Origin of the sequence: Paenibacillus tarimensis (assembly GCF_021532315.1) — a bacterium.
In the GTDB taxonomy this organism is placed as follows: Bacteria; Bacillota; Bacilli; order Paenibacillales; family Paenibacillaceae; genus Paenibacillus_I; species Paenibacillus_I tarimensis.
The window spans coordinates 24,814-49,581 of the sequence record NZ_JAKGAO010000013.1 but is presented as its reverse complement, the minus strand read 5'-3'; the positions used below and the strand labels follow the sequence as shown (position 1 = coordinate 49,581).

Below are 24,768 nucleotides of genomic sequence, written 5' to 3'. Positions count from 1 at the left end.
CAAATCCCCCCGTCAAAAGGTGTTTTCCCGTTTAATATGCCCTGTGACAGCTGGGTCATCCTTTTCAGCCGTTTAATGAGTTGTGGTATAATGAGGAATACGCAGTTATCGTTGGGGGAGTGATACCTGTCATGGCGAAGAAGCAGTATGCGGTTATCGGTATGGGTCGTTTCGGTACTAGTATTGCCAAATCATTGTCAGACCTTGGCTTTGAGGTGCTGGCGATCGATGAGAGCGAACACCGGATTCAGGAAGTGGTGAATAATGTTACCCATGCGGTAGCGGCAGATTCCACGGATGAGGAAGCGATGAAGGCGCTTGGCATCCGTAATTTTGATGTGGTTGTAGTGGCTATTGGCCAGGATATACAGGCGAGTATTCTTACAACGCTGATTATGAAGGATCTTGGGGTACCTTATATTATCGTCAAGGCGCAGAACGAGCTGCACGGCAAGGTACTGGACAAGATTGGCGCGGACAAGGTCGTCTTCCCGGAGCGGGACATGGGTCTGCGGGTGGCGCATCACCTGATCTCGCCGAACATTCTCGATTTTATCGAGCTGTCGGATGAGTACAGCATCGTAGAGCTTAAGGCGCCGGACAGTATGGTGGGCAAGAACCTGAAGGAGCTCGACATCCGGGCGGAGTATGGCTGCAACGTCATGGCCATCAAGACGGGAGTCAAGATGAATATATCGCCATATGCGGAAGATACGATTCGTGAGGGTGATGTTCTGGTCATTGTCGGGGAGAATAAAGACCTTGCAAAGCTGGAGCTCAGCTATTCAGACAAGAAAGCGGGTAAGGCGTAACGTATGATTAATGGGCCAGTTCAGCATATCGCATCACAGCAAAATCCGAAGGTGAAGGAGTGGGCAGCGCTGCTGGAGAAGAAGCAGCGGGACCGCACAGGACGCTTCATCCTCGAAGGCGTGCACCTGATTCAGGAAGCACTGATTTCCGGTGCGCCGGTCGAAACGGTCGTTTACGATACGGAGCGGGGGCTGCCGGCCGAGCTGGAACCGCTCCTTCGCTCTGAAGACGGTTATCCCTGCACCCTTGTGGAGGCATCGGCAGCCGTCATGAGCAAATGCACGGGTACTGATACGCCGCCGCCTGTGTTTGGCATCGTCCTCAAGGCGGAAGCAGACACCGCGCAGCTGTACGGCCCGAATGCGCTGGTCGTCGTTCTGGACGGACTCCGTGATCCGGGTAATGTCGGGACCATCATCCGCAGCGCGGATGCAGTCGGCGCTTCAGCGGTTGTCATCGGCAAGGGAAGCGTTGATCTGTACAATCCGAAGACTGTCCGTTCAACAATGGGTTCGCTGTTCCATCTGCCGGTTATAGAGGCGGATCTGGCGCAGCTTCTGCCCGAAGGGCGTGAACGGGGCATCCGGCTTGTGGGCACGAGCCTGCAGGCGGAGCAATCCTGCTTCAGCTATGACTGGAATGGCCCGGCCTGGCTGCTGCTCGGCAATGAGTCCAATGGCTTGTCCGCCGAGGTGTCGGCCTTGGTGGATGAGTCGGTACTGATCCCGATGCGCGGTAAGGCCGAGTCGCTGAACGTTGCCATGGCCGCTACCGTGCTGCTGCATGAGGCGATGCGGCAGCGGTATTACCGGTAGGCAGCCCTCACGGTTGCCGGCTATAACGTAAAACGTGTCTGATTACAGCATCGTTCGTGACTGTCTATAACATCAATATGAGACAGCTATAAGACAGGAAGATCCTCGGTTTTGAGGGTTTTTCTGTCTTTTTCTTATTTTATATTAGTCTTCTCCCCAGAATCAACAGCTCTCTCGGCATCCTTCTCCAAGTGAGCGAATCCCCAGCCGCACATGGCGGTCAGGATGTTGTGCAGCGACCTTCCATACTCTGTGATCGAATATTCGACTTTGGGCGGAATCTCTTGAAAGACGACTCTGGAGACGAGGCCGTCTTGTTCCAGCTCGCGGAGTTGATTCGTCAGCATTCCTTGGGTCACGTTAGGCAGAAGCCGCCGCAATTCACCGAACCGTTTCGTACCGTCCTGCAGCAAAATAAAGAGGATTAGCGGCTTCCATTTCCCGCCGATTACTTTCAACGTCGTCGTGATACCGTTAGTTCTAGGTCCGTCGTTCGTTGTGTCGTGCATGGGCGCACCTCCGTATCCATCCTAATATTAGGTTAGCAGGGTATCCCGATTATGGGTAGTACGATGATTTATGGTACATAGTATGTCTAACCATACTACTTGTGTTATTGGTTTGAGAAAACATACACAGTACGGAAAATCTGCGTACTTTACACGACTTCCCTTCTCCGTAAAAATGGAGGTACATCGCGATGTTATTTTGTACGGCGAAAGGATGATTGTCTTGAATATCATGGCTATTGTCGCCCACCCCTCAATGGAGACGTCCAAGGCTAACGCAGCGTTATCCCTGGAGCTGCAGCGTTCGGGCATGTTCATTCATGACTTGTATCGGGCGTACCCGGAATGGAACATCGATGTGGAAAGGGAGCAGGCATATCTGCTGAAGTATGATAGAATCCTATTACAGTTCCCCTTTTACTGGTACAGCTGTCCGCCGCTGCTGAAGAAATGGTTCGATGACGTGCTGGTACCCGGTTGGGCGTTCGGACCAGGTGGTGACAAGTTAGCAGGGAAATCGTTCATGGTTGTCACGACGGTCGGCGGGACCGAGAAGCAGTATCGTTCCGGGGGATTCAACAAGTATACGATGAGCGAGCTGCTCCGTCCGATCGAAAGAACGCTGACGCGCTGTCATGCTGATTTCCTTCCCCCATTTGCTGTATACAATACAACCTATGCTTCGGAAGACGAGATCAAAGAGGAAGCGAGCCGCTGCGCCGCAATTGTTCGTGCACCCGTGGAGTCGCTGATTGGTTAAAATATGTACGCAGTGAATTATGCACAGCATCCAGGTCCTGACCGTCAAGCATTCTTGATGACTCAGGACTTTCTTAGCATTAGCCGCTGGCTCCTGCAAAGCAAGCAGCCCTGAAAGTTACCCGCCATGAGCGCGTATATTGAATCTTTTCCACACAACCTTAGAGCTTGATTTGCTCAACAAGGGAGACTTCGATACATTCTAAGATCTTACGAGATAATGGCGGTTTACATCGCAAATTGTTAAGTCTATGGAACCAATTCAGCTTCTTTTCCGGAATAGTTTACGCAATAGTTTACGTGTTTTTCTAAAAGCTTCTCTGTAAAAGTCACTTAAATATTTATCCACCAGGAATCGCACCAAGCTAAAGAACAGTGAGATAAGGGCTATAAACAGTAAAAAACCAATTCCTGTTTCAATAATGATTAATTCACTCCTTTTCCACAATAATAAAACCCTTCTGCTTTAATCAGTTTTGACTCCGATTGCTTTTGGTTTACACTTTGGGATCTCCCTGCATGAAATATAGACGCAGCATGACTGTAATTGTTTCTCTTATTTGGTACATATTATACAGGTGTAATCGGAGATATCATTTCTCCTTATCTCAAACTTACTCGAAGCCAATGGCTGAATTATTATTGTTACCGATAAAAGAAATGGGCCGCCCGATGACCCAGTGGAGCAAGTTCATCCGCCCAGGTTACAAAATCATCGATCGGCGACGGAATGAACAGTGAACGGATTCCGTACTAGCGGCACGGAGAATCTCGCTCCCCATGAATACGCATATACTTTGCCTCTGCCCGCCATACTATATTGACTAAGCAGGTAACCGTACCGGAATATGCAAAGAAAGCAGCTTACAGCAAGCCGGGGAACGGTTTTTTATCCCTGAGGGGGAGGCATTGGCTTACCGTGCGTTACAGCTCATACTGGTATCTGGGTTTGGTGGCAATAAGTGTCGTCTTATTGATCCTGGTCTATTATAAGAGCAGAAATCATAGAAGCTTCGCGCTGTTCTTGGGGATGGTGGGTGTCAGCTATTGTATAGAATTCGTAATCTTTACCCTGCTGGGAAGCTACCAGTATTACCCGGGTTTTATTAAGCACAATTCATATTATGACAGCAATATCGGGTCAGGTATTTCCAATTTTCTCATACTGCCTTCATCTGCAGCCGCTATCGCTGTATTCCGTAAAGGCTGGCTTTGGATAGTGGTGACTACGGGGCTGTTTGCGGCTGTAGAGTGGTTGTTTCTGCATTTGCAGATCTACCGGCACAACTGGTGGAGCATTGGTTATACGGCGTTAGGTCTGCCCTTCTATTATTTGACGGCAAAGGCTTGGTATAACCGTATTATGCGCCCGATGAAAGGCCTCCTGCTGTTTGTTACACTGGTGCTGATTACTGGAGCGATCCTGGGTACGCTGATGTATCTGCCAATTGCATTCTTGGGAGTCAGGACATACCATATCGGATGGTTTGAGAATATATCCCGCGACACAACGGTCTTTGTAACGGTTTATTGGCTTGTGCTGGCTGTGGCGTACACCACGATCTTTAGTTTTACATGGTCCTATGCCTGGCCGAAGTATGTCATATCCTTGGGTCTGCTGATCTTCTTGATGTCAGCTTTATCACAAGCGGACATTCTTCGCACGCATGCCTGGTGGGACCCTTACTATTGCGTGTTTGTCTGCTTGCTGGTGCTCTTGTATTTAGGTGCTTTAAGAAAACGGTTATTAATGGGGCCGGCAGTTTAGCGGATCAATTAATCAGTTGACAATTCAAGATTGCGGATTCTATAATAGGCACTAATCAACAGCGATGACCAAGGACAACCAGTCATGGAAGATACCGGAACAGAGAATGGGAGCACCGGCTGAAACTCCCTGCGGCAATCACAGGTCTGTACCACCTTGCAGCTGCGTCCCCCAAATCACGAACGCTTGCTTACCTGGCAATAGTGAGAGTATGGAACGCCGGGAATTCCCGTTACAGATTTTCAGAGGATCTGCCTGCGTGTGTCAATAGATGCAGCAGCAGATTAAACTTGGGTGGAACCACGAGCGCGCTCGTCCCTATGCGGACAGCGTGTTTTTTGTTTTTACCGGCCGATGATCGTGAAAGGCTATGACCAAGGACCATGATGAATGAGAGATACCGGGACAGAGAGAGGGAGCACCGGCTGAAACTCCCTTACGGCAATCGCAGGCATATACCACCTTGCAGCCGCGCTCCCCAAATCATGTCATGCCTGCTTACCTTGGCAGGAGTGAGAGTATGGAGCGCCGGGAATTCCCGTTACAGAAGTCAGAGAATCTGCTTGCCTGCTGCTTATTTGAAGCTGCTGGCGGCGGATTGAATTTGGGTGGAACCACGAGCACGCTCGTCCCTATGCGGATAGCGTGCTTTTTTGTGTTCACATAAAATTATATGACGAGCAGGAGTGATTGGACATGTACGATGAACAAATGAATGGCCGGGAACGGTCTAAGGAGCAGGGCCAACTGGAACAAATGAGGCTGCTGGCAGCAGTTCGTCTTGCCCAGGCAGTCAAGCGGAGACATACGGGTGCAAGGCTGGGGATTGCAGCAGCTACGAGTAATGGATTTTACTATGACCTGGAGGTTCCCCAGTCCCTGACGGAACAGGATCTGGCGGGAATTCAGGAAGACATGAAGCGGCTTGCCTCTTCCAGGTCGTCACTGTCATGGAGAAGGGTTGCTCGAGAAGAGGCAGTTCGCCTGCTGGAAGCGTCGGGTGAGCACTTGAAGGCTGAATGGGTTAAGGGTTTGGATCAGGATTACCCGCTCAGTCTTATCGAAGAAGGCGGCTTTATGGATGTGCTGTCCCTGCCTCTGGATGCAGTGCAGCTAGAACTACCGGCTTATAAGCTGTTGAGTGTCTCAGGCGCTTATTGGCTTGGAGACAGCAGCAGGCCGGTGCTTCAGCGGATCTATGGAGCGGCGTTCAGCTGTTCTTCGGAGCTGGAGGACTATCTGGCTGCATATGAGGAGGCCCAGAAGCGGGATCACAGGAAGCTCGGTAAGCAGCTGCAGCTGTTCATGTTCGCGGATGAAGCGCCAGGGATGCCCTTTTATCTGCCGAAGGGAACTGTCATCCGGAATGAACTGGAGGCGCTATCGCGGGGTTTTCTGCAGAAATATGGTTATGAAGAGGTGCGGACACCGATCATGATGGACCGGCAGATGTGGGAGCAGTCGGGGCATTGGGATCATTATCACGAGAATATGTACTTCTGTGAGCTGGATCATCATCAGTTTGCGGTTAAGCCGATGAACTGCCCGGGCCACATGCTGATGTTCAAGAACAGGCTTCACTCCTATAAGGAGCTTCCGATAAGATTTGCCGAGTTTGGCCAGGTGCATCGTCATGAATTCAGCGGCGCGCTTAATGGACTGCTGCGTGTTCGTACATTCTGCCAGGATGATGCGCATATCTTCGTACGGCCGGATCAGATCGCGCAGGAGATTGGCGGAGCCATTGAGCTGATCAAGGAGATGTACGGCATATTCGGCTTCGAGTACAGCCTGGAGCTGTCCACAAGACCCGAGTCGTCTATGGGGTCGGATGAACAGTGGGAAGCGGCGGAGGCAGCCTTGTCAGAGGTACTCGGGCATTCCGGTCTGCCCTATAGTCTGAACCCGGGGGATGGTGCTTTCTACGGGCCGAAGATCGATTTTCACATCAAGGATGCGCTGAACCGCAGTCACCAGTGCGCTACGATACAGCTGGACTTCCAGATGCCGGAAAAGTTTGGCCTGTCCTATGTAGATGAGCGCAATGAACGGCAGACGCCAATTGTCATTCATCGTGCGGTCTACGGCTCGATCGACCGTTTCCTCGGTATTCTGATCGAGCATTATGCGGGCGCGTTCCCTGCTTGGCTGGCTCCCGTTCAGGTCGTCGTGATCCCTGTCGCAGACCGGCATGCCGCTTACGGCGCGGAAGTTTGCAGGCTGCTGAAGGAGGAGGGCATCAGAGCGGAGCTTGACGAACGCCAAGAGAAGTTGGGCTACAAGATCCGGGAGGCCCAGTTGCAGAAGACTCCGTATATCGCGGTCATAGGCGATAAGGAGCTGGCCGACGGATCGGTGACAATTCGGGCGCGCGGCAGTGAGCAGCAGCAGCAGCTGAAGCTCGAGGTCTTCCTATCCCGGCTTCTAGGTATCCTTGAGAGATGAGAATAGGAGTCTGGCAGGAGCTGATAATCGGACAGGTGCGAAAGTCTTGGTTATCTCTTCAGACGCGGCTTACCTTCGGGAGTACAAGCTGTGCAGCAGCATGCCGGCCATAATGACAGCTAAGCCCGTCAAGGCAGCTCCGCCAGGCAGCGGGGCCGACAGGAATATAACCTCTCCGGCCATGACGAACATGACCTGCGTGGATTGGGTTGCTTCGACTGCAGCCAGCTTACCCTGATCATTCCGTACACGGTCGGTTGCGATGAAGAAGAGCGTCGTGGCGATTACACCGGAGCAGACTGCAACGATAAAGGTTTGCAGCAGCTGTTCAGCTGCCGGCGGGCCAGCCTCTATATAGCCGGCTGCTGCAATAATAAGCCAGCAGGGAAGACTTGCGAGCGTCATGCCGAATACCCGCTGGAACGTATCCAGTCTGCCTCCGCAAACCTCCATCATCTTGCGGTTGCCGAGCGGATAAGCGAAAGCGGCGAGGACGACTGGAAGCACGCTGGCAGCGAGCAGCCCGGGAGTGATATCCCCGGCCTGCTGGAATTGAATCATTACAATCCCCGCCAGGATAAACAGAGAGATGATTAGAGCCCTGCCCGGGATACGGTGCCTGACCTTTACAGGACCGGAGCTGGTTTGAACGGTATGGTAGAACAGCGGGCCCAGCAGGACGCCTGCCACAATGGTGAGCTGCCAGGTTCCTGCAACCAGCCAGCCTGGTCCATAAGCGGCTGCATAGGTGATGGGAGCGTAGAACAGCACGAAACCGACAAAGCTCCAGCCGAACCAGCGGACGGGCTGCCGCTTGATTTCCTGCAGAACGGGCTTAATGTTTCCGCGCAGCAGTACGATCAGGAAGAGAAAGGGGAGCATGAACAGGAAGCGCAGTGATGAACTCCACAGCCAGCTGCCGCCTGCCAGCTCCATTGAGCGGTTAAGTATGAAGGTTACAGCAAAGAACATAGAGGCCAAAATGCCAATCATAATTTCTCTCATAGTAAGAATCGAACCTTTCAATGAATAAGCGTTAGAAGTATTTTAATACAAAAACAAGGCGGGGTCATCTGTCCTCCAGGCAGGTGCAGCTTATCGGGGGGTTGCTGTGAAACGCGTTCCATACTTTATACTAGCGATGCGCCAAGCATAGCTGGAAGGGTGGGAAAGCGAATGAAGATAATAGCGATTGATCTGGATGGTACACTGCTCTCTGATGACTTGACCGTTCATCAGAAGGATGTGGAGGCTATCAGAGAAGCCCAGCAGCGGGAAGACCTGCTTGTCATTATTGCAACGGGTAGGGCACTGTTCGATGCCCGGCAAATCCTAGACCGGTATGGGCTGAGCTGTCCGGTTATTGCCTCCAACGGGGCACAGATATGTGTGGATGACCAGCTGCTAAGCCTTCATGCGATGGAGAGGGAGACAGTCAGGGCGGTGCTCGCGTGGTTGAATGCTAAGGGCATGTACTGTCAGGTCTACCTTCCGGATGCCATTAAGGTATCGGACAGGGGAATTTCTCTGCTGGAGAATCAGCTCAAGGAGGTACTGGCTGCTGATCCTACTTATAACGAGGATATCTTCTGGGAGTCGATCAAGGCGCAGGTCTATCAATACGGCCTTGAGGAAGTGGAAGGAAGCATCGGGGCGAATGATTACGAGGATGTTATCAAGCTGATGATCGTTTCACCGGATATGGAGCTGCTCGCCAAGGCCAGTGCTTATCTGCAGGGGATTAAGGGCTGCGTAGTATCCAGTTCGGGGACGTATAACCTGGAAGTGATGGGTACAGGCGTGGATAAGGGGACAGCTCTGCAGGCGATCTGCCAGCACTACGGCGCAAGCACGGATTCGGCCATTGTGATCGGTGATAATCAGAATGACCTGCCGATGTTCCGTGTGGCCGGCACCGGAATTGCCATGGGGAATGCGAGAGGAGAGCTTGTGCAGGTTGCCACACATCATACCCTGTCCAACCAGGAATGCGGTGTAGCACATGCCTTTCACAGCTTGATCCTGCAGCCGCAGCAGGAACCAGGCCGAAGCGGGCTGATTGGAAGTGAGTCCTGATGCCGAGTCTGGTTAAGCGGTGCTTAATCTATCTGGCTGGCCTGTTCATATTGTCTTCAGGTGTAGTTCTCATGATAAAATCAAACGTTGGCATCGCTCCCTGGGATGCGCTGAACGTAGCCTTATCCGAACGCATAGGCCTCACCGTCGGTTCATGGGTTTTTATCGTCGGCGGTATTCTAATCTTCGTGAACAGCATCATCAGGAGAAGGGTTCCTAACTTAACCGGTCTTATTCCGATTCTCATTATTGGCCTATTCGTCGATCTGCTTAATCTGGGGTTGTTAAGCTCTATGGAGGTTCAGCCGCTTGTTCTGCGGTGGGTTCTGTTTGTGGGCGGTTTGAGCGTGCTGGCCTTGGGGATTGTCATCTATCTGAGGGCTTCCCTTCCTACAGTGCCGAATGATGAGCTTATGCTGGCCATTACGGAGCGGACCGGGTGGGGCATTCATGTGACCAAGACAATCGGCGAGATTGCCGCTTTCATCCTTGCTGTGATGTGGCAGGGGCCGGTTGGTCTTGGTACAATTATCGTAGTGCTGTGTCTGGGCCTGTTCGTAGGCCTGTTCGACCAGCTGCTCAGCAAGGCCGGAGTGCCGCGATCATTTACTGTGAGGAGTATGGATGAGTAACATTACCGAGATTGCCCGCAGGGCGCGAGTCTCTCGCACGACCGTATCCAGGGTGCTGAATAACCATCCCTATGTGAAGCCGGATAAGCGGGAGGCCGTCCTGAAGGCCATGCAGGACTTGAATTATGTACCGAATCTAAACGCCGTTAACCTATCTAGGGGAAAGACCAATGTGATCGGCGTGATCGTTCCGACGATTAACCACCCCTTCTTCAGCAACCTGATCGAGGGGATCGGAAGAGGCTGCCACAAGCATCATTACAGACTACTGGTGCATCAATCCAATTATGATCCGGGTCACGAGATTGAGTTCTTCAACATGCTGAAGTACAAGCTGATTGACGGTCTCATACTGGGGTCAAGTATGCTGCCTGCAGCAGCTCTGGATGAGCTGTCGCATTACGGGAGTATCGTATCCTGTGAAGCATCAGGCAGCCGCCTGATTACCAAGGTTCTCGTCAATCATGAGTCGGGAATCCGGATGGCGGTGGATCACTTACGTTCCAAAGGACATCGGCGGATTGGACTCTGCATCGGCAACCCGATAAGCGGGATTGGAATCAGCAGGAAGAAGGCATTTAGTGCTCTGCTTGAGGCTTATGGCCTGGATTGGCGGGACGATTGGTATTTTGAAGGGAAATATTCTGTTGAAGACGGCTCTGCTGTTGCAGCATCCATTGCCGGTCAGTCCCTAGCGCCTTCGGCCATGGTAGTGGGAAGCGACTATGTGGCCGCTGGTCTTATCAAGGAGGCGGCAAGGCAGGGAATCAAGGTGCCGGAACAGCTGGCGGTTATCGGTTTCGATAACCAGCCCATAGCACAAGTAATGGATCTGACCACCATTCAGCAGCCGATTGTGCAGATGGGGGAGACAGCTGCGGCAGCACTCCACCTTATGCTGACGGAAGCTGAACGTCCAGCGGATCAGACGCTGGAGCTTGAACTCGTGGTCAGACAATCTACTTGAAGAAGCCTGCATGACAACCTCACGCAGGCTTCTGTTGTCTTGCTGTTATTTTAGGACACGAGCTGGGGCATTCGGGCCTTGAAGTGATGCCGGGTCTTTGTCTCATCCATATAGCTGTACGGCTTAAAATCCATTCTCTCCAGAATATCCAGATACCCGCAAGCGCGGAGAGGAACTAATGAAGTCATATCCCATACGGCCTGCTCGCTGAACCCGATGGCCCGAATATTGTGCATAAGCCGGTCGATTGTATAGGAGCCTGCTGCAACATAGCCCTTCCCCTGATACCACAGGTTGTTGCCCTCCATTTTCTCCAGAGGTTGTCCGCACATGGAATCCGTATCTATACGGTCGGTCATGGCAATGATGCTCTTCGAGCCAGTCAGCTCCACAACCCTGCGCGCAACCTCCAGATCAACATGCTCGCTGTCAAAATTCATGCAGATAGTCAATTGGCCTTCCGCGGCATAGTGGATCAGCGTGCCAGGTACTTCTCCTACCTTCTGGTTGATTGTATCCAAGCTCCATTCATTAAGCTGCGCCTGCCGCAGCTGTTCGATTCGGTTCATGCGTTCCGCGGGCGTCCGCCAGCTGTGTTTGAAGGTGTTGGGCATGTCATTGAAGAGATGATCCGTCAGTACAGCATCAGGTCCAGCGAAACGGCTGCGTCTTTGAGCCGTGTCTACAACCTTATGAATGAGCTTGGCCGTCTCCTCGGGATAAGCCTTCTGAAAATGCCCCAGAGCTGGCTTGATGCCTGCTTCAACGAGCGTGTCCACGATCCATTCAATACCTGGATGTTCCGCCGTCATGTGAGGCTTCAAGTAGGACTGTTCTGTCATGGCATCCGGTGATAGGACGGTGTAGATCAGACCAAGCTGGCCGCAGGAAGCCAGCTTCTCCCATTCGCTCTTGGTAGGTGCCCAGTTGCCCTTCTCGGGTGTTCCTGCAAAGCTCGCCAGCAGAGGTCCCTCCAAGGAAATACCAAGGATGTTGGCATACCGGCTCTGCTTCTTGTGCTCGTGGAACTCCTTCATAAAAGCCAGGAATTGATCCAATTGATTATGCGGGAGGAAAATGGAAGGCAGGCAGAAGATACCCTCCTGCTCGGCCCGGCGGTTTACCTGTTCGAGATCAAGTTCATCCAGATCGCTAAAGTCATAGTCGCCGATTCCATGACAATGGAATTCCATGGGGAGGGCGCCGACAAGGTAAGCGCCGGACTTGCGAAACAAGCCTTGTTCACCAAGCTCGAAATCCACCCATTGCTGATCTCGGTAGCTGATACGGGAAATCTTCAATACACCATCGGAGCCCAGATAAGAAGGGCAAGTGAACTCCAAAGCTTTATTCATCATTTATTCCCCTTTCGGTAGAGAAGTAGAGGAACCCTTTTCCTCAAAGGGAATTGTAAAATATGGAACTAGTACCATAACAATACTTTATTTGGAAATCGATATAATTTTTATGTAAACTCCAAAAACACCAGCCGTAACGCCGCTTTCTTATTAACAATAAGAAAGTGTTGCGCCGGCATGGTGTTCTTCTTTCAGTGTAGGGTATGAAACGGGTACCATGTCAAGGAATAGGGAATAGAAAGGAGCCCTATCCCCTTATAAGGGACAGAGCTCCTTGGTCACGAAGCAATGGCTGCAGGCTTAGACGCCTGGGAACCAGCCTGGAGTATTTACAATTGCTTGCCAAAGCGGGTCTGGTATAACCAGTTCCTGCTGCTTATCCTTCTCAATGACTGTCCGAATTTCCTTCTCCCGGCCAGACTGCACCTTCTCGGTCCAATCCGGGTCCATAATCAGCTCACGTCCGATGGCGAGCAGCGGAACACCGGTTTCCATTGCTTTAATCGCGTCATCAGGGGTGAGAATGGAACCGACGCCAATAACAGGAGCCCTGCTGCCGACAGTATCCAGCACAAGCTCAAGCCGCGTTTTGTCGGTTATCGCGCTCCGTCTTGGCATGGAGTCATACTCCATCAGCGAGATGTGCAGGTAATCCAGCTGCTTGTCAGCCAGAATGTCCAGGAAGGCCAGCGTGTCATCCATGGTAATACCCGGTGTTTCCGGCTCTTCAGGCGAGAAGCGGTAGCCCACGATGAACGGCTGCTTGGCGTGCTCGGCCACGATTCGTTTTACCTCATCCACAACCGCGAGCGGGAAGGTCATACGCTTCTCAAGCGAACCGCCCCAGCGGTCTTCCCTGCGGTTGGAATGCGGGGAGAAGAACTGCTGAATCAGGTAGCCGTTGGCGCCATGAATTTCCACCCCGTCATAGCCTGCTTCAATAGCACGGCGAACTGCTTGGCCGAAGTCACGGATGATGGCTTCAATCTCCCTATCATCAAGCTCTCTTGGCACGACATTAGGATTCTGGTCGGAGCCTACCGCGCTTGCGCTGACGACATCGCTGCTTACAAGATCAGGCGGGCACATACGGCCGCCATGGAAGATTTGCAGAATTGCTTTTGCGCCCTTGGACTGAATAGTGGAAGCCAGTCTTCTCAGGCTGGGAATCATGTCATCGGATACAGCGGAGAATTCCCCCTGGAAACCCTTGCCGTTCGGTGTAGCGAACGTGCATGCTGTAATGACCATGCCAGGCCCGCCGGAGCGGCGTGCATAATACTCAATTTCGGGATCAGATACGGTACCGTCGGGATTGGACGAGAAATTCGTCATGGGTGCCATCACAATCCGGTTTTTGAGCTCGACACCATTGAGCGTGAAGGTTTCGAATAGTGGAGCAAACTTCTGGTTCATAGACATATAACAACCTCCTCAATAACTTTATGTACCCCGGTAAGCCGGCCGGCACACAGACAAGTACCGGTTTTCAACTGTAACATTTGCAATTACACTTAACCACAACTGTAATAATATCGCATACAATTTAATAAATCAAGCAGGTTAGTAAAAGTAAGCATCTGATCTTCCTTATACTTTACTATCTAGGAAAAAAGAACTGTTTTGGTAACTTAGGCAGGATTAGGATGTCCAAAGACCGAAGGATTCATGTCGATATCTTAAATATGATTTGCATCAGAGGAAGGAAGGGAATGTAACCGGATGAAAATGACACGTAGAACATGGCTGGCCTTCATGCTGTCGGTCTGCTTGCTTGCTGCAGGCGTGCCTGGCCAGGCACATGCTGCCTATGACCCGCAGTTTGCCGAACGTATTGAGGAGAAGTATAACAATCTCCAGAACAAGTACCTGGAGCTCTATGAGAAGGACCTTGGCAGCATAGAAAAGGCCTATGAATCGTATCTGAAGGAGCAGAAAGCTGAACAGGAGAGATTGACGCGGCTGCTAGAGGAAGATCTCGCCTATTTAACAAAGCTCTTCGAGGAGGATTACGACCGTCTGGACCGGGCTTACGGTTCCAGTAACGAGTACGACAGTCTGCTCAGGTCTTATCGCAATGATATGAATCCAAACTTTTTAAGCGGTGCTATGTGGGCATATGCCACGGAGAGCAATGAAAATTACAGCACGGGCGCCCACTGGAAATTACATAACGAGATTAATCCGAACTACAGCCCAAGCGCCATGTGGAAATACGGTAATGAAATTAACCCGAACTATACGACCGGCACGATGTGGTCCTATAAGAATGAGATGAACGAGAATTACTCCCCCAGCACGATGATGGAACTGAAGAACGAATCCAATGTGAATTACGTTACAAGTACGATGTGGTACTACAAGGAAGGTTTTCTCAGCCAGAGTGAAGCGGAGAAGAAGATCAACGAGATCTTGTCAGAAGGCGAAGAGAAGCTTGCGGAAAGCCGCAGCAATGCGCTGTCCAAGCTGGAAGTTGTACGGAAGACGGCGATGGAGAGCATCAGCGGTACTAAGAAATCCGTTCTGGCGGCGATCCTGGACAAGCGGGAGAAGGCAGTGAAAGAGCTGAACACTATCCGCACCAAGATAACGGGAGAGCGCCTGCAGGTAAAACCGCTCGTCCTTAACCTTGATAGCATCAAGGTCTATATCGATGGCGAGCTTCAGCAGTTTGCCCAGCCGCCGATGCTGGTAAGCGGCAGCACAATGGTGCCGATGCGGGCGATCTTTGAGCGGCTCGGTGCGGAAGTGACTTATACGGCCGCTTCGAAGACTGTTAAGGCGAGCAAGGGGGCAACGAGCATCAGTCTGAAGCTGGGCAGCAAGCAGGCGGTAGTCAACGGCCAGACGGTGAAGCTTGGGGCAGCGGCCCGGTCCGTAAACGGACATACCTTGGTGCCGCTCCGGTTCATCAGCGAGGCGCTTGGAGCTGTAGTGGAGTGGGATAAGAATGCGATGACAGTAACAATTACAACGAAGCCATAGCCGCAGTAATCGGTGCATGAATGGAAGGCTGGATCATCAAGGCAAGCTGATATAATCCCCAATCGGTAGACAGTGAAATAAGACCTTATGTTAAGGTTGCATAGACTGTCGAATCGATAGGGGATTTTTTGTGCCATCAGAGAAGGGCCGGAAGTTGGGAAAATATCTACTGTAGGGTGAAAGTGATTAAACGAACGAAACCTAGTGGTACGCTGGTAGCTATGTATGTAGGCTAATATGTTTTCGCATTTGTCTACCTATGCTGGAAGGGTGGCTTATGCAGCGCTAGTGCACTAAATATTTAATTTGCAGAAATATTAATTAACTACAGCAACTTAATGAAGAATGATGAGTATACTACTTAATATAAAAGTTTAATAGCACTGCATAACACTACAGGAGGATACAATGAAAAACTTCACTCGCGGCCTTATTGTAACATTATTTCTACTGCTATTACTTCAACCGACCACATTAACAAACGCAGCAGCAGCTTCTAAATCCAATTCTGATTCATTTGTTATAGAGGTTGGTACAAAGAAGATGCTACATAAAGGCAGGGCTTTTACAGCGGAACAGCCTTCAGTACTGCTAAAAGGGACGACTTATGCAACTGCCAGAGCACTCGCCGCTGGTATGGAGCTACAATTAAGTTACAATGGTAAGGCAGGTACATACACTTTGAAAAATGCGGAGACGCAAGTGCATTTCAGCATTAACTCTAATAATTATATTATAAATGGAAGTAAGTTCGTCAGAGATAATCCCTATGTGGAGAAAGGAACATTAATGCTCCCAGTCCGACCAATTGTGGAATTCTTTAATGCTCAAATGAAGGTTTCGACTAACAAGAATAGTAAAATGATTGAAATAATGTTAAATGTCAAGCCGGTCGCTGCCTTTAAAGTCACTCCGAGTGAGATTTATGCTCAACAAACCGCAGTCGAATACCAAGATCTTGCTACCTATGCACAGGGAAGAGCTATTGTGGCTGAGCGCTGGGAAGGAAAGAGCGTTACCTTCGATCAGGCTGGTACCTATACCGTGAAAAGATGGGTAAAGGATAATACTGGACAATGGAGTGAACCCTTTGCTGTTCAGTTGGAGGTCAAGCCGCCCAATCAGCCTCCAACAGCTTATTTTGAGACGGATAAACACACTTATAAGATGGGCGAATGGATTGAATATAGAGATTTGAGTACGGATGATGAAAATCGGATTGTGCATACCGAATGGCTCAACCGAGAGGATGGCTACTTTGAGCCCGGCCAGAAAGAAATTACATTAACCGTAACTGATGCCCATGGTGAAAAAAGTACATACACACAGACGATAGAGATTACAGAGGAACTTCTCTATCCGAAGGATCTATTTGATGTTGTGTATCGGCAGCAAGGTGACAAGTATACTTTTAACGGTTCAGAGGTCAGAGAGTATCCACAGGTTGATTATTCAACTTCCTCATACACACAGACTCTCATCAGAAGTAATAGTCCTGAAATGATTCATGAGGAAGGGATCTACTATAAAGATATCGTCCAGGGCAAGGTTCGCTTTCTCCTTCATCATCAGAATAAAACAAATTCTTCGAAGCGAGTGTTTTTAGTAGCGACTAATGTTAATAAGAATCCCGTTGGGGTGAATATTGAACACGTTGGAATAGGGGGACCCTACACCTATGTCTCGACCACTGGGAAACAGGCAGTTGGTCGCTTTCTCGAATCGCACGTAGCTGCTAAACCTCCTGTTAAGGTAATCATACCTGCTGGTACAAGCAAGATCATTATCCCAGAACTTAATAAGAACCAACTTAACCCGGGTTCTGTTGTAACGATGTATGCAGACATTGCTGTCGATTCGAATATTAAAATTGAGGTCGTTATAATTAATGCGAATGAGGATTTAGATAAACGTCTTCCGACTCTCCCGCTGCTTAATCGAGATGGCAAGCATGTGAGAGGGACATTTGAAGATGCCAACCGGACGTTGACGGTGGTACAACCTGTTGGTCTTCGTAAGGAACGAATGATCCTTACTGACAAGATAGTTGATACTCGCCTTTCTGGTTTTGATAGAACAACTGGCGATGTAATGTCTAATGACGGGAATAACGGTGTGCTCTATACGGTTGAATTGACCAACGTTAATCCTTATACGGCAATTGTGGTCAATCCTCGAGGGGGTCATTATGCCGGCGCTTTTAATGTAAATGGAAGAGTTATATATACAACCGAAAGAAGTATTCTCAAAAATCCTGACGAGGCAGCCATTCTCTATAAAACAGGGGAAGAAACGGAGTCGGTAACCATTACGTTCACTCCTGCCTCAGGCAGCAATCTACCCATTAATTTTCTATTTATTCCTTACCAGCAACATTAGGTATGAAGCAGGTTGTCTCTCTAAACTATAGTTCAACTTCTATAGTTTTGGACAGTATCTGTCGAACTGGATGCGCGCTGGAAGAGCAAGAGTAAATCATTTTTCGGTTACAAAAAAACCTATCGCCATGACGGAAGAAGAAATTATAAGTATTATCACTTTTGAAGTGACCCCGGGTAGTACAGATACCGGGGTCTATTCCGCATGCGATTACAAGCCTGCCTAACCGCGTTCGTTATAAACGTCATACGAACGGCGAAGCTATTCGAGCAAAAAGCAGCCCGCCCTCGGTTGAGGATGGACTGCTTATGAGTTTGATTATGAGCGCGATCACTGTTTATTCAGGTTGCGGTATTCTCTTATAAGAGAGTTCGTCTGGAAATAACTGGGCAATGGGTACATGCAGGGCGTCGGCAATTTTTCCAATATTCTCTAAGCTTATATTGCGTTGTCCACGTTCCACACCACAAATGTATGTTCGATCAAGACCGGCCTGATACGCTAAGATTTCTTGTGAGAGACCGATTTTGGAACGTAACTCCTTTACACGGGAACCAAATTCCTTCTGTAACCCCACCACTACCACTTCCTCAATCAATCTCAATCCAATACCAATATAATACAATGAGCACTAAGAACTAGTCAATCTGCAAATTCAGACAAAAGTTACGTAAAGTCGACAGACGCTGTGGTTGTTTTCTCCTATAATTATACTAATAGAGTAAGTGGACCAATAGGGGAAAAGGGCGTGTAATCTTGAAACGTTGGTTATTAATAGTAAGCTTGATTTGTGGATTATCCATTATCAGTTCGACTACTATGTTTAGTTCAGCCGCAATTTCACAAACAGATTATAAGAAAATGGAAGTTATCATGGGTGATCAGATTGTCAAAGAACAAGAAATGCTGCTAGTTAATAACAACTACTATTTGCCAGCTGGTTTTTTCGAAAATATTGGTCTTAAATCGAGTTATGATAAGAAGAAGAAGACGCTCTTATTTACAAAGAGTCAAGGTAGTAGTGTTAATTACTCTCCTGTTTATTATAAGGATCAAGTGATTGTATTGATGTATCATAATATTACAAAACGACAAGGTGAAAAGAATGAACTCCATGTCGACTCTTTTCGAAAGCAGATGGAAGGTTTAAAAAACGAGGGATTTAATGTTATTAGTATGGATCAGTATGCAGAGTTCATGCTAAAGAAAAAAAGTATTCCGGCTAACGCCGTCCTAATCACTTTTGATGACGGTTATCAGAGCTTCTACGAGCTAGCATACCCAATACTGAGGGAATTTAATTATCCAGCCACCAACTTTGTTATTGTAAAATGGATTGACCAACCTTATGGAATTCCAAAAGTAACCTGGGATCAAATGCGAGAAATGAAGAAGAACGGAATGAGTTTCTATAATCATACGTATGATTCCCATTACTACGGAACTTTAGATGCGGGTCAAGATAAGAAAAAACCTGCTCTCTCTAACCGTTTGTATCTTAAAGAGAAGAAACGTAAGGAAACCCTCCAAGAATACCGCTCACGAGTAAAGAAAGATCTAGAACGGGCAGAAAAAAGACTTCAAGAAGAGCTTGGCAACAAATACAGCATGATCGCTTTTCCTTACGGAGCATTTAATCAAGATGTGCTTGACATTGCAGAAAAGATAGGGATCAAGTTAACATTTACAGTAAAGCCTGGGGTCGTAACTCGGGGAGTTTTAAATGGTAATCGCATAAATGCCGGAAATCGGGATAACAATGGCGTCGAAATGCTAAAAGATATGCAAACGGGATTAAAGAAAAAAACTGTTTTACCGATAAAGGTCTTCTACGAAAAGAAAGAAATTCTTTTTAATGAGATTAAGCCAATTACCATCGGCAGCACCTTATGGCTTCCTGTCCGTCAATTTTCGGAAATGTTTGGGTACAATCCTCGACTGGATAAGAATAGGAACAGCATAAGGCTATGATAAATAGGATGGGGAAGTCTGACCTGACTAGACTCTAATGATATATTCTCCTTATGGTAGGCAGTGAAAAAAGATCTAGTGTTATCTGAGGTCACTGAAAAAAGTTCATCCCTTAGAAAAAGGTACAATCTTTCAAGAAATTGAAAGACTGTACCTTTTTTTACCCTATGATGGGGTATCACGAAAACGGGGTGAGAGTAAGATATGACCCATGCCCGCAAACTCATTGGCTAATACATTCGGTTCGGCAACGAAGAACCATTCCCAAATAAGCCCGGCGACCTCCCACCGTGGAATACCAGGAAGAGATCACCGAATAATTCAAAGCCCATCTATACTGTCTACTTGACGGGGGAATGACCCATACATGCATTGATGGGTCAGCCTTCTTGCTGTTTAGCGGCCCAGAGCGGCCAGCCGTTTCTTCATGCGGAGCCCGGCGGCTTCGGGCGAGAACCCGCGTCGGATTGACATGCATCCCTTAGCTGCGAGAGCCCGCCGCCATGTATGTTCGGTGACGAGCCGCCGCATGTAGTGTGCTGCATGCTCAATGTCCGGTTCCGCCCATACCTGATGGCGCTTATACGGACCGTAATCCCGGCCAACCCGGATAAGCTTGTAGTTGACGGGACAGGAATTGCCCGTATTCATGAAGGTCATGTTACCGGACCAGCCGGTAGCAATTACCGGCTTGCCAAGATACATGGCTTCTGCAAGTGGCAGGCCGAAGCCTTCGGAGCGGTGCAGCGAGACGACGCTGTCCACCGCCATAATCAGGCTGTTGACTTCATGGCGGCTGAGTGTCCGGTCCAGTATGCAGATATTCGGACGCCCGTTTATTTTCGAGAGCAGCCGCTTCATGTCGTCGGGCGACTGGTCGGCATGATTCACCTTAATGACTAGAGCTGCCGAACGGTCCTCCGGCTGGAAGGCCCGCAGGAAGGAATCGATGGCAGCCGATGGATTTTTGCGTTCCTGAAAGCTAAGCATATCGTACATAACCAGGAACAGGAAGGTATGATCCGGTAATCCAAAATAACTGCGCTTCAGCTCCTGCGGGATATCAACCTGAACACCATGCGGCATGAGCGTAACAGGTACGGGCGATTTGGCAGCCAGGCTGTCACGAACGAAGACGGAAGGCGCCCACACTTCATTCACGACCTTAAAGCTCGGCAGCCAGAGGTCCGGAAATTCAGGCAGCTCCCAATGCCAGTACCCGATGATGTAATCCGCTGATGACCAGAGCACGTGATCAAGCTGATGAAGAACCGGCATTTGATCTGCATTGACATGGAAGACGGAGGTGCGGTATACCGGCTTGGGAATCAAGTGATGTGACCAGGAACGGTCCTGTGACCGGGATATATTGCCCCTGGTCACCTTGACGATGCCGAAGGGGATGCCGGCAGTCTTAAACGCTCTGGCAGCCAGCCTGCAGGATTCACCGACCCCGGTCTCCGCTTCCGCATAACCGATAAGATTAATGCCGTTCATCTGTCTTCACCCCTTAGGCCTGAGGAGCCTCGCCTGCAGTACGAAGCTCTGTGCGCCAATAATTAAGCAGGTCCTTCATCGTGGTCTCAAACGGGATTTCCGGCTTCCAGCCGGTTTGCGCGCTGAATTTGCTGGCATCACCAAGCAGGATTTCGACATCGGATGGGCGCAGTCTCGCCGGGTCCGTCTCAATCTTGATGCTGTGGCCGGAGAGAGACAGCAGGAGCTGCAGCATGTCGGATATTTTATAAGCAGTGCCGGAAGCAATATTGTACGTCTCTCCGGGCACCCCCTTCTCAAGGGCAAGCCAGTAAGCTCTCACAACATCACGCACATCGGTAAAATCACGCTTGGCTTCCAGATTGCCTACGTGGATAACCGGCGGCCGAAGACCAAGCTCAATCTCGGCAATCTGTTTGGCAAAGTTTGATGTAACGAAGCTTTCGCCCCTGCGCGGGCCTGTGTGATTGAAGGTGCGTGTACGGATGACATGCAGCCCGTAGCTCTCGTGATATTGATAGCCCAGATAATCCTGCGCGACCTTGCTCACCGCATACGGACTTAACGGGCGAAGCGGGTTCGTTTCCTTGATAGGGGTCTCTTCCGGATGCACGAGGCCATACTCTTCACTGGAGCATGCGATCAGGATCTTGCTCGAGAGGCCCTGCTTGCGGACGGCTTCGAATAGATTAACCTGGCCTGCAATATTGTTCACCAGCGTCTCGGTTGGAGAATTCCAGGAAGTGGGGACGAAGCTCTGGGCGGCGAGATGGAAGATCAGGTCCGGCTGGACCGACTGAATCATCTGGCTGACCGAATGAGGGTCCTTAAGCTCACATTCAGTCAGATGAATGCTGGACTGCAGATGCCGAATATGGTTCATGCGGCTGCGAAGCCGGTAGCTCCCATGAACCTCAATGTGCCCTTTGGCCAGTAAATACTCGGCAAGATGGCTGCCGACAAAGCCTGTAATACCGGTAATGAGTGCTTTCATCCTCCATATTCCTCCTTACAATATTTGCTGACAAGTGCCGCATCCAGCCTTGCCAGAACAGCCGGCCAGTTATACTGCCTGGCTGTTTGCACAGCGTTAGCTGCTAGGTGACCGGCCAGATGCCGGTCGCACAGAATCCTTCCTATAGCGGACGCCACCGCTTCGGCATCATCCTTGTCTACGAGCAGGCAGTTCCATCCGTCCCTGCAGAACTCCTCATTGCCCTCAGCTTTGGTGCAGACTACAGGCGTGCCGCAAGCCATCGCCTCCAGAATGGGCAGGCCGAAGCCCTCATGCCGGGAGGTCTGTACAAATACGCCGCTGTTTGCATATATGCTTGCCACATGCTGGTCATCAGGAGCCTGAACATGCTGGTGGGACAGCTCCGGCATATCCTCCGTCTCAGTCCCGTAGGTGAGGAATTGAATGCCGGGTAACCTGCAGTGAACCAGCCGGACAGCTTCCCGGGTCACCGAATACCCTTTAAGAGGCTGGCTCCTGCGGCTGCAGGCGGCAATTTGGTAAGGATTATGCGCAGCATCCCGCCTTGAAGGGTTGAACAGATCCTGGTCTATAGCGATCGAGATCTGCGATGCCCGCTGTCCGAACCGGCTGAGCAGCTGCTCCTCGACCCACTCTGAGATAGTCAGATAGTTCACAGGAAGCCGGTAAGTAGCCAAAACCTGCTCACGGATATCGGGACGGTCCGGGCAGTGATAGTAATACTCCTCAATATCCTGTACCAGATAGTAAGGTACGCCTCTGCCTCCAAGCCTCGGATCACAGCTGGACCATACAACCGGTGCGGTACGCCACCAGGTAGCCACCTTTAGGGCATCCTGTCTGCGGAGCTCGCGCAGAAGATGGTGGTAATTCGGAAACTGCCTAAGTGGAGCGTTCAGAGGAAACCAGCGGGGAATGCCTCCAAGTGCGTAAATTTCGGTCTGATAACCGCGCAAGGCAAGACGGTCTGCCAGTTCAAATACATTTTTGATGCCTCCCGCAAGCCCCGTCGTTTCCAATACGAAAATAATTCGCGGCTTCATAACGGTCCATCCTGTAAGGCTTTACGCACGTTCTCCAGATGATGACGAATATTCTGGAGCTTGCTCTTATGACAGATCAGAGTAGCCTCATCCGTTTTCACAATAACCAGGTCCTTAATCCCGACCGTAGCGATGAGGGTATCCGTGTCATTAAATATGGTACAGTTATCCGTCTCGGAACCTCCGTGCTTGCCATGGATTACGTTGCCGGAGCTGTCGCTTGGGCTGATTCGCTCCAGGGCTCCCCAGCTGCCAAGATCATCCCATTTGAAATGAACCGGCAGCATGAAGAGAGACGAGCACTTCTCTATCACGCCATAGTCAATAGACTGCTTCTCGAGCTGTTCGTACAGCTTGGAGACCGTTAGGGAAGCTGGCGTCTGCTCGGCAGGAGGCAGGTTCCGGATTTGGTGAAGAGTCTTATGCAGCCGGGGCATATGCTCTGCCATCAGTCCCAATATGGTAGCTGCTTTCCATATATACGTCCCGCTGTTCCAGTAGTGCATGCCATCAGCATAAATTTGCTTGGCAACAGACAGCGGGGGCTTCTCCGTGAAGCCGGCTGCTGGAATGAATCCGCCAGGTTCTGTATCAGGCGGCACAGGGCCGGCCTTGATGTACCCGAGCCCCGTGTCCGCACGATCCGGCCGTATGCCAAGTGTAACAACCACACGCCGTTCTTGAGCAGCAAAATCGGCGGCAGATTTAAGCGCCGAAATATAGGCTTCATTATCGCCAATATATTGGTCGGCAGGAAGCGTGATAAGCACAGGGTCCTGGCTTTGATCCAGTAGACGGATTGCGGCGAGACCGATTGCCGCAGCTGTATCCCGGGCTGCCGGCTCAACAATAATCTGATAATCGGGCAGCTGGGGAAGCTGGCTGCTTACAAGAGGCACGTATGTCTGCAGGGTAACGACATAGATATCTTCTGGCGGGAGCAGCTGCAGAAGACGCTGGTAGGTCGCCTGCAGCATCGTTTTCTCCTCAAGGACGGAGAGAAACTGCTTGGGCCGCTCGCTGCTGCTGTAAGGCCAGAATCTAGTGCCTTGCCCTCCGGCAAGGATCACTGCTTTTACGTTCAAGATCAAGTCCCCCTAACCCATAAGTAGACTCTTCTTACCCTATGGATCAAACGGACCGGAAGGCACGGCTTTTGACACAATTCTCCAGTATATGGGCATTTCCCCCAACTTTACAGAGACGAGTTGCCTGCATGAGGCGGACTACATACCTTGCTACATATCAAACATGAGGGGTGAGCATGTGGAAGCCTTGGAGACTACAGTAAGAAGTCTTGATGAGAGACTAAACGCTCTGGCGAACTTAGTGAATGAGCTCATGGTTAACGTAAGCCTGATCCGCGAGCAGGTGGAAGAGGTCACCTTGAATCTTGGTGGTCTTATTAATCAAGTCAACTATGTGAACACTGCGGTGAGCGAGCTGCAGAGCCAGTCTGTGCAATCGACTACCGCCATTGACGCGCTTACAGGCCAATTATTATCCGTAACGACGACCCTTGCGGACGTTCAGGCTGAGTTGAGTCTGCTGACAGCGCCTATAGAAGCAGTCCGTGAGCAGCTGACCGCATTAATCGGCACCACGGCTACGATTGATACGGACGCGGGAACTATTACGGGTGAGATCGTTACAGTAGGAACGGACTTTGTGCAGGTTCAAGAGCCGTCGGGTGCTGTTGTGCTCATTCCGCTGTCCAATATCAATCTGGTTGACGCAGCCTAAGAAGGGAGGAA

General features: G+C 50.2%; 21 protein-coding genes. 12 read left to right on the top strand and 9 right to left on the bottom strand.

Annotation, left to right across the window (positions count from 1 at the left end; genetic code table 11):
• Positions 1-131: 131 nt before the first annotated feature.
• Positions 132-812 carry a potassium channel family protein gene (locus L1N82_RS15050; RefSeq protein WP_235288274.1) on the top strand — a complete coding sequence of 227 codons (681 nt, stop codon included), beginning with the start codon at positions 132-134 and terminating at the stop codon, positions 810-812.
• Between the two features lie 3 nt (positions 813-815).
• Positions 816-1,628, top strand: coding sequence for a TrmH family RNA methyltransferase (locus L1N82_RS15045; protein ID WP_235288273.1), 813 nt, complete (start codon positions 816-818; stop codon positions 1,626-1,628).
• 134 nt (positions 1,629-1,762) lie between these two features.
• Here the strand turns inward: L1N82_RS15045 and L1N82_RS15040 are convergent, their stop codons facing one another.
• Positions 1,763-2,137: a winged helix-turn-helix transcriptional regulator gene (locus tag L1N82_RS15040; RefSeq protein ID WP_235288272.1), complete on the bottom strand. Its 375-nt coding sequence runs from the start codon at positions 2,135-2,137 to the stop codon at positions 1,763-1,765.
• Between the two features lie 223 nt (positions 2,138-2,360).
• Here L1N82_RS15040 and L1N82_RS15035 point away from each other — a divergent pair, with 223 nt between their 5' ends.
• The 3 genes from L1N82_RS15035 to thrS all read left to right on the top strand — a co-directional run bounded on the left by L1N82_RS15035 (position 2,361) and on the right by thrS (position 7,109).
• Positions 2,361-2,897, top strand: a complete 537-nt coding sequence (locus L1N82_RS15035; RefSeq protein ID WP_235288465.1) for an NAD(P)H-dependent oxidoreductase — start codon at positions 2,361-2,363, stop codon at positions 2,895-2,897.
• Positions 2,898-3,716: 819 nt separating this feature from the next.
• Entirely contained in the window at positions 3,717-4,664 is a 948-nt protein-coding gene (locus L1N82_RS15030; protein WP_235288271.1) for a prominin family protein, read from the top strand.
• Positions 4,665-5,360: 696 nt separating this feature from the next.
• Positions 5,361-7,109, top strand: coding sequence for a threonine--tRNA ligase (thrS, locus tag L1N82_RS15025; RefSeq protein ID WP_235288270.1), 1,749 nt, complete (start codon positions 5,361-5,363; stop codon positions 7,107-7,109).
• Between the two features lie 69 nt (positions 7,110-7,178).
• Here thrS and L1N82_RS15020 read toward each other — a convergent pair whose 3' ends face one another.
• Positions 7,179-8,114: a DMT family transporter gene (locus tag L1N82_RS15020; RefSeq protein ID WP_235288269.1), complete on the bottom strand. Its 936-nt coding sequence runs from the start codon at positions 8,112-8,114 to the stop codon at positions 7,179-7,181.
• 171 nt (positions 8,115-8,285) lie between these two features.
• Between L1N82_RS15020 and L1N82_RS15015 the strand changes: the two genes are divergently transcribed.
• From L1N82_RS15015 to L1N82_RS15005, 3 genes are read left to right on the top strand one after another with little or no spacing between them, the layout of a single operon-like run.
• Positions 8,286-9,185, top strand: a complete 900-nt coding sequence (locus tag L1N82_RS15015; RefSeq protein WP_235288268.1) for a Cof-type HAD-IIB family hydrolase — start codon at positions 8,286-8,288, stop codon at positions 9,183-9,185.
• Positions 9,185-9,817 carry a YczE/YyaS/YitT family protein gene (locus L1N82_RS15010; RefSeq protein WP_235288267.1) on the top strand — a complete coding sequence of 211 codons (633 nt, stop codon included), beginning with the start codon at positions 9,185-9,187 and terminating at the stop codon, positions 9,815-9,817. The genes L1N82_RS15015 and L1N82_RS15010 overlap by 1 nt, the downstream gene beginning before the upstream one ends.
• Positions 9,810-10,784, top strand: a complete 975-nt coding sequence (locus L1N82_RS15005) for a LacI family DNA-binding transcriptional regulator (protein WP_235288266.1) — start codon at positions 9,810-9,812, stop codon at positions 10,782-10,784. Before L1N82_RS15010 ends, L1N82_RS15005 begins: the two co-directional genes overlap by 8 nt.
• Positions 10,785-10,834: 50 nt before the next feature.
• Here L1N82_RS15005 and L1N82_RS15000 read toward each other — a convergent pair whose 3' ends face one another.
• Together L1N82_RS15000 and L1N82_RS14995 are read right to left on the bottom strand one after the other, a co-directional pair.
• Positions 10,835-12,139, bottom strand: coding sequence for an N-acetylglucosamine-6-phosphate deacetylase (locus tag L1N82_RS15000; protein WP_235288265.1), 1,305 nt, complete (start codon positions 12,137-12,139; stop codon positions 10,835-10,837).
• 303 nt (positions 12,140-12,442) lie between these two features.
• Positions 12,443-13,558, bottom strand: a complete 1,116-nt coding sequence (locus tag L1N82_RS14995) for an NADH-dependent flavin oxidoreductase (RefSeq protein ID WP_235288464.1) — start codon at positions 13,556-13,558, stop codon at positions 12,443-12,445.
• 312 nt (positions 13,559-13,870) lie between these two features.
• Here L1N82_RS14995 and L1N82_RS14990 point away from each other — a divergent pair, with 312 nt between their 5' ends.
• Together L1N82_RS14990 and L1N82_RS14985 are read left to right on the top strand one after the other, a co-directional pair.
• Positions 13,871-15,127, top strand: coding sequence for a copper amine oxidase N-terminal domain-containing protein (locus L1N82_RS14990; protein WP_235288264.1), 1,257 nt, complete (start codon positions 13,871-13,873; stop codon positions 15,125-15,127).
• A gap of 408 nt (positions 15,128-15,535) precedes the next feature.
• Complete coding sequence (locus L1N82_RS14985; protein ID WP_235288263.1) at positions 15,536-17,506, top strand: stalk domain-containing protein; 1,971 nt, start codon at positions 15,536-15,538, stop codon at positions 17,504-17,506.
• A 337-nt stretch (positions 17,507-17,843) separates the two neighbouring features.
• On the opposite strand, the gene L1N82_RS14980 is transcribed toward L1N82_RS14985, so the two are convergent.
• Positions 17,844-18,083 (bottom strand): helix-turn-helix domain-containing protein, encoded by a 240-nt coding sequence (locus L1N82_RS14980; protein WP_235288262.1) that lies wholly within the window; start codon positions 18,081-18,083, stop codon positions 17,844-17,846.
• Between the two features lie 179 nt (positions 18,084-18,262).
• On the opposite strand from L1N82_RS14980, the gene L1N82_RS14975 reads away from it, so the two are divergent.
• Positions 18,263-19,477 (top strand): polysaccharide deacetylase family protein, encoded by a 1,215-nt coding sequence (locus L1N82_RS14975; RefSeq protein ID WP_235288261.1) that lies wholly within the window; start codon positions 18,263-18,265, stop codon positions 19,475-19,477.
• A 396-nt stretch (positions 19,478-19,873) separates the two neighbouring features.
• Here the strand turns inward: L1N82_RS14975 and L1N82_RS14970 are convergent, their stop codons facing one another.
• The 4 genes from L1N82_RS14970 to L1N82_RS14955 are packed head-to-tail and all read right to left on the bottom strand — an operon-like array spanning position 19,874 to position 24,099.
• Positions 19,874-20,974 (bottom strand): glycosyltransferase, encoded by a 1,101-nt coding sequence (locus tag L1N82_RS14970; RefSeq protein WP_235288260.1) that lies wholly within the window; start codon positions 20,972-20,974, stop codon positions 19,874-19,876.
• 13 nt (positions 20,975-20,987) lie between these two features.
• On the bottom strand, positions 20,988-21,968 hold the full coding sequence (locus L1N82_RS14965) for a GDP-mannose 4,6-dehydratase (RefSeq protein ID WP_235288259.1): 981 nt from the start codon (positions 21,966-21,968) through the stop codon (positions 20,988-20,990).
• Positions 21,965-23,014 carry a glycosyltransferase family 4 protein gene (locus L1N82_RS14960; protein ID WP_235288258.1) on the bottom strand — a complete coding sequence of 350 codons (1,050 nt, stop codon included), beginning with the start codon at positions 23,012-23,014 and terminating at the stop codon, positions 21,965-21,967. Before L1N82_RS14960 ends, L1N82_RS14965 begins: the two co-directional genes overlap by 4 nt.
• Positions 23,011-24,099 (bottom strand): mannose-1-phosphate guanylyltransferase, encoded by a 1,089-nt coding sequence (locus tag L1N82_RS14955; RefSeq protein WP_235288257.1) that lies wholly within the window; start codon positions 24,097-24,099, stop codon positions 23,011-23,013. The genes L1N82_RS14960 and L1N82_RS14955 overlap by 4 nt, the downstream gene beginning before the upstream one ends.
• A gap of 256 nt (positions 24,100-24,355) precedes the next feature.
• Between L1N82_RS14955 and L1N82_RS14950 the strand changes: the two genes are divergently transcribed.
• Positions 24,356-24,757, top strand: coding sequence for a hypothetical protein (locus tag L1N82_RS14950; protein WP_235288256.1), 402 nt, complete (start codon positions 24,356-24,358; stop codon positions 24,755-24,757).
• Positions 24,758-24,768: the final 11 nt, after the last annotated feature.

What these genes read in the sequence shown, in the direction of transcription:
- L1N82_RS14990 (WP_235288264.1), top strand. Translation starts at nt 13,871, where the DNA reads ATGACACGTAGAACATGGCTGGCCTTCATGCTGTCGGTCTGCTTGCTT.
- L1N82_RS15040 (WP_235288272.1), bottom strand. Translation starts at nt 2,137, where the DNA reads ATGCACGACACAACGAACGACGGACCTAGAACTAACGGTATCACGACG.
- L1N82_RS15045 (WP_235288273.1), top strand. Translation starts at nt 816, where the DNA reads ATGATTAATGGGCCAGTTCAGCATATCGCATCACAGCAAAATCCGAAG.
- L1N82_RS15005 (WP_235288266.1), top strand. Translation starts at nt 9,810, where the DNA reads ATGAGTAACATTACCGAGATTGCCCGCAGGGCGCGAGTCTCTCGCACG.
- L1N82_RS14950 (WP_235288256.1), top strand. Translation starts at nt 24,356, where the DNA reads ATGGTTAACGTAAGCCTGATCCGCGAGCAGGTGGAAGAGGTCACCTTG.
- L1N82_RS14970 (WP_235288260.1), bottom strand. Translation starts at nt 20,974, where the DNA reads ATGAACGGCATTAATCTTATCGGTTATGCGGAAGCGGAGACCGGGGTC.
- L1N82_RS15020 (WP_235288269.1), bottom strand. Translation starts at nt 8,114, where the DNA reads ATGAGAGAAATTATGATTGGCATTTTGGCCTCTATGTTCTTTGCTGTA.
- L1N82_RS14995 (WP_235288464.1), bottom strand. Translation starts at nt 13,558, where the DNA reads ATGAACCAGAAGTTTGCTCCACTATTCGAAACCTTCACGCTCAATGGT.
- L1N82_RS14985 (WP_235288263.1), top strand. Translation starts at nt 15,536, where the DNA reads ATGAAAAACTTCACTCGCGGCCTTATTGTAACATTATTTCTACTGCTA.
- L1N82_RS15010 (WP_235288267.1), top strand. Translation starts at nt 9,185, where the DNA reads ATGCCGAGTCTGGTTAAGCGGTGCTTAATCTATCTGGCTGGCCTGTTC.
- thrS (WP_235288270.1), top strand. Translation starts at nt 5,361, where the DNA reads ATGTACGATGAACAAATGAATGGCCGGGAACGGTCTAAGGAGCAGGGC.
- L1N82_RS15015 (WP_235288268.1), top strand. Translation starts at nt 8,286, where the DNA reads ATGAAGATAATAGCGATTGATCTGGATGGTACACTGCTCTCTGATGAC.
- L1N82_RS15050 (WP_235288274.1), top strand. Translation starts at nt 132, where the DNA reads ATGGCGAAGAAGCAGTATGCGGTTATCGGTATGGGTCGTTTCGGTACT.
- L1N82_RS14960 (WP_235288258.1), bottom strand. Translation starts at nt 23,014, where the DNA reads ATGAAGCCGCGAATTATTTTCGTATTGGAAACGACGGGGCTTGCGGGA.
- L1N82_RS14965 (WP_235288259.1), bottom strand. Translation starts at nt 21,968, where the DNA reads ATGAAAGCACTCATTACCGGTATTACAGGCTTTGTCGGCAGCCATCTT.
- L1N82_RS15000 (WP_235288265.1), bottom strand. Translation starts at nt 12,139, where the DNA reads ATGAATAAAGCTTTGGAGTTCACTTGCCCTTCTTATCTGGGCTCCGAT.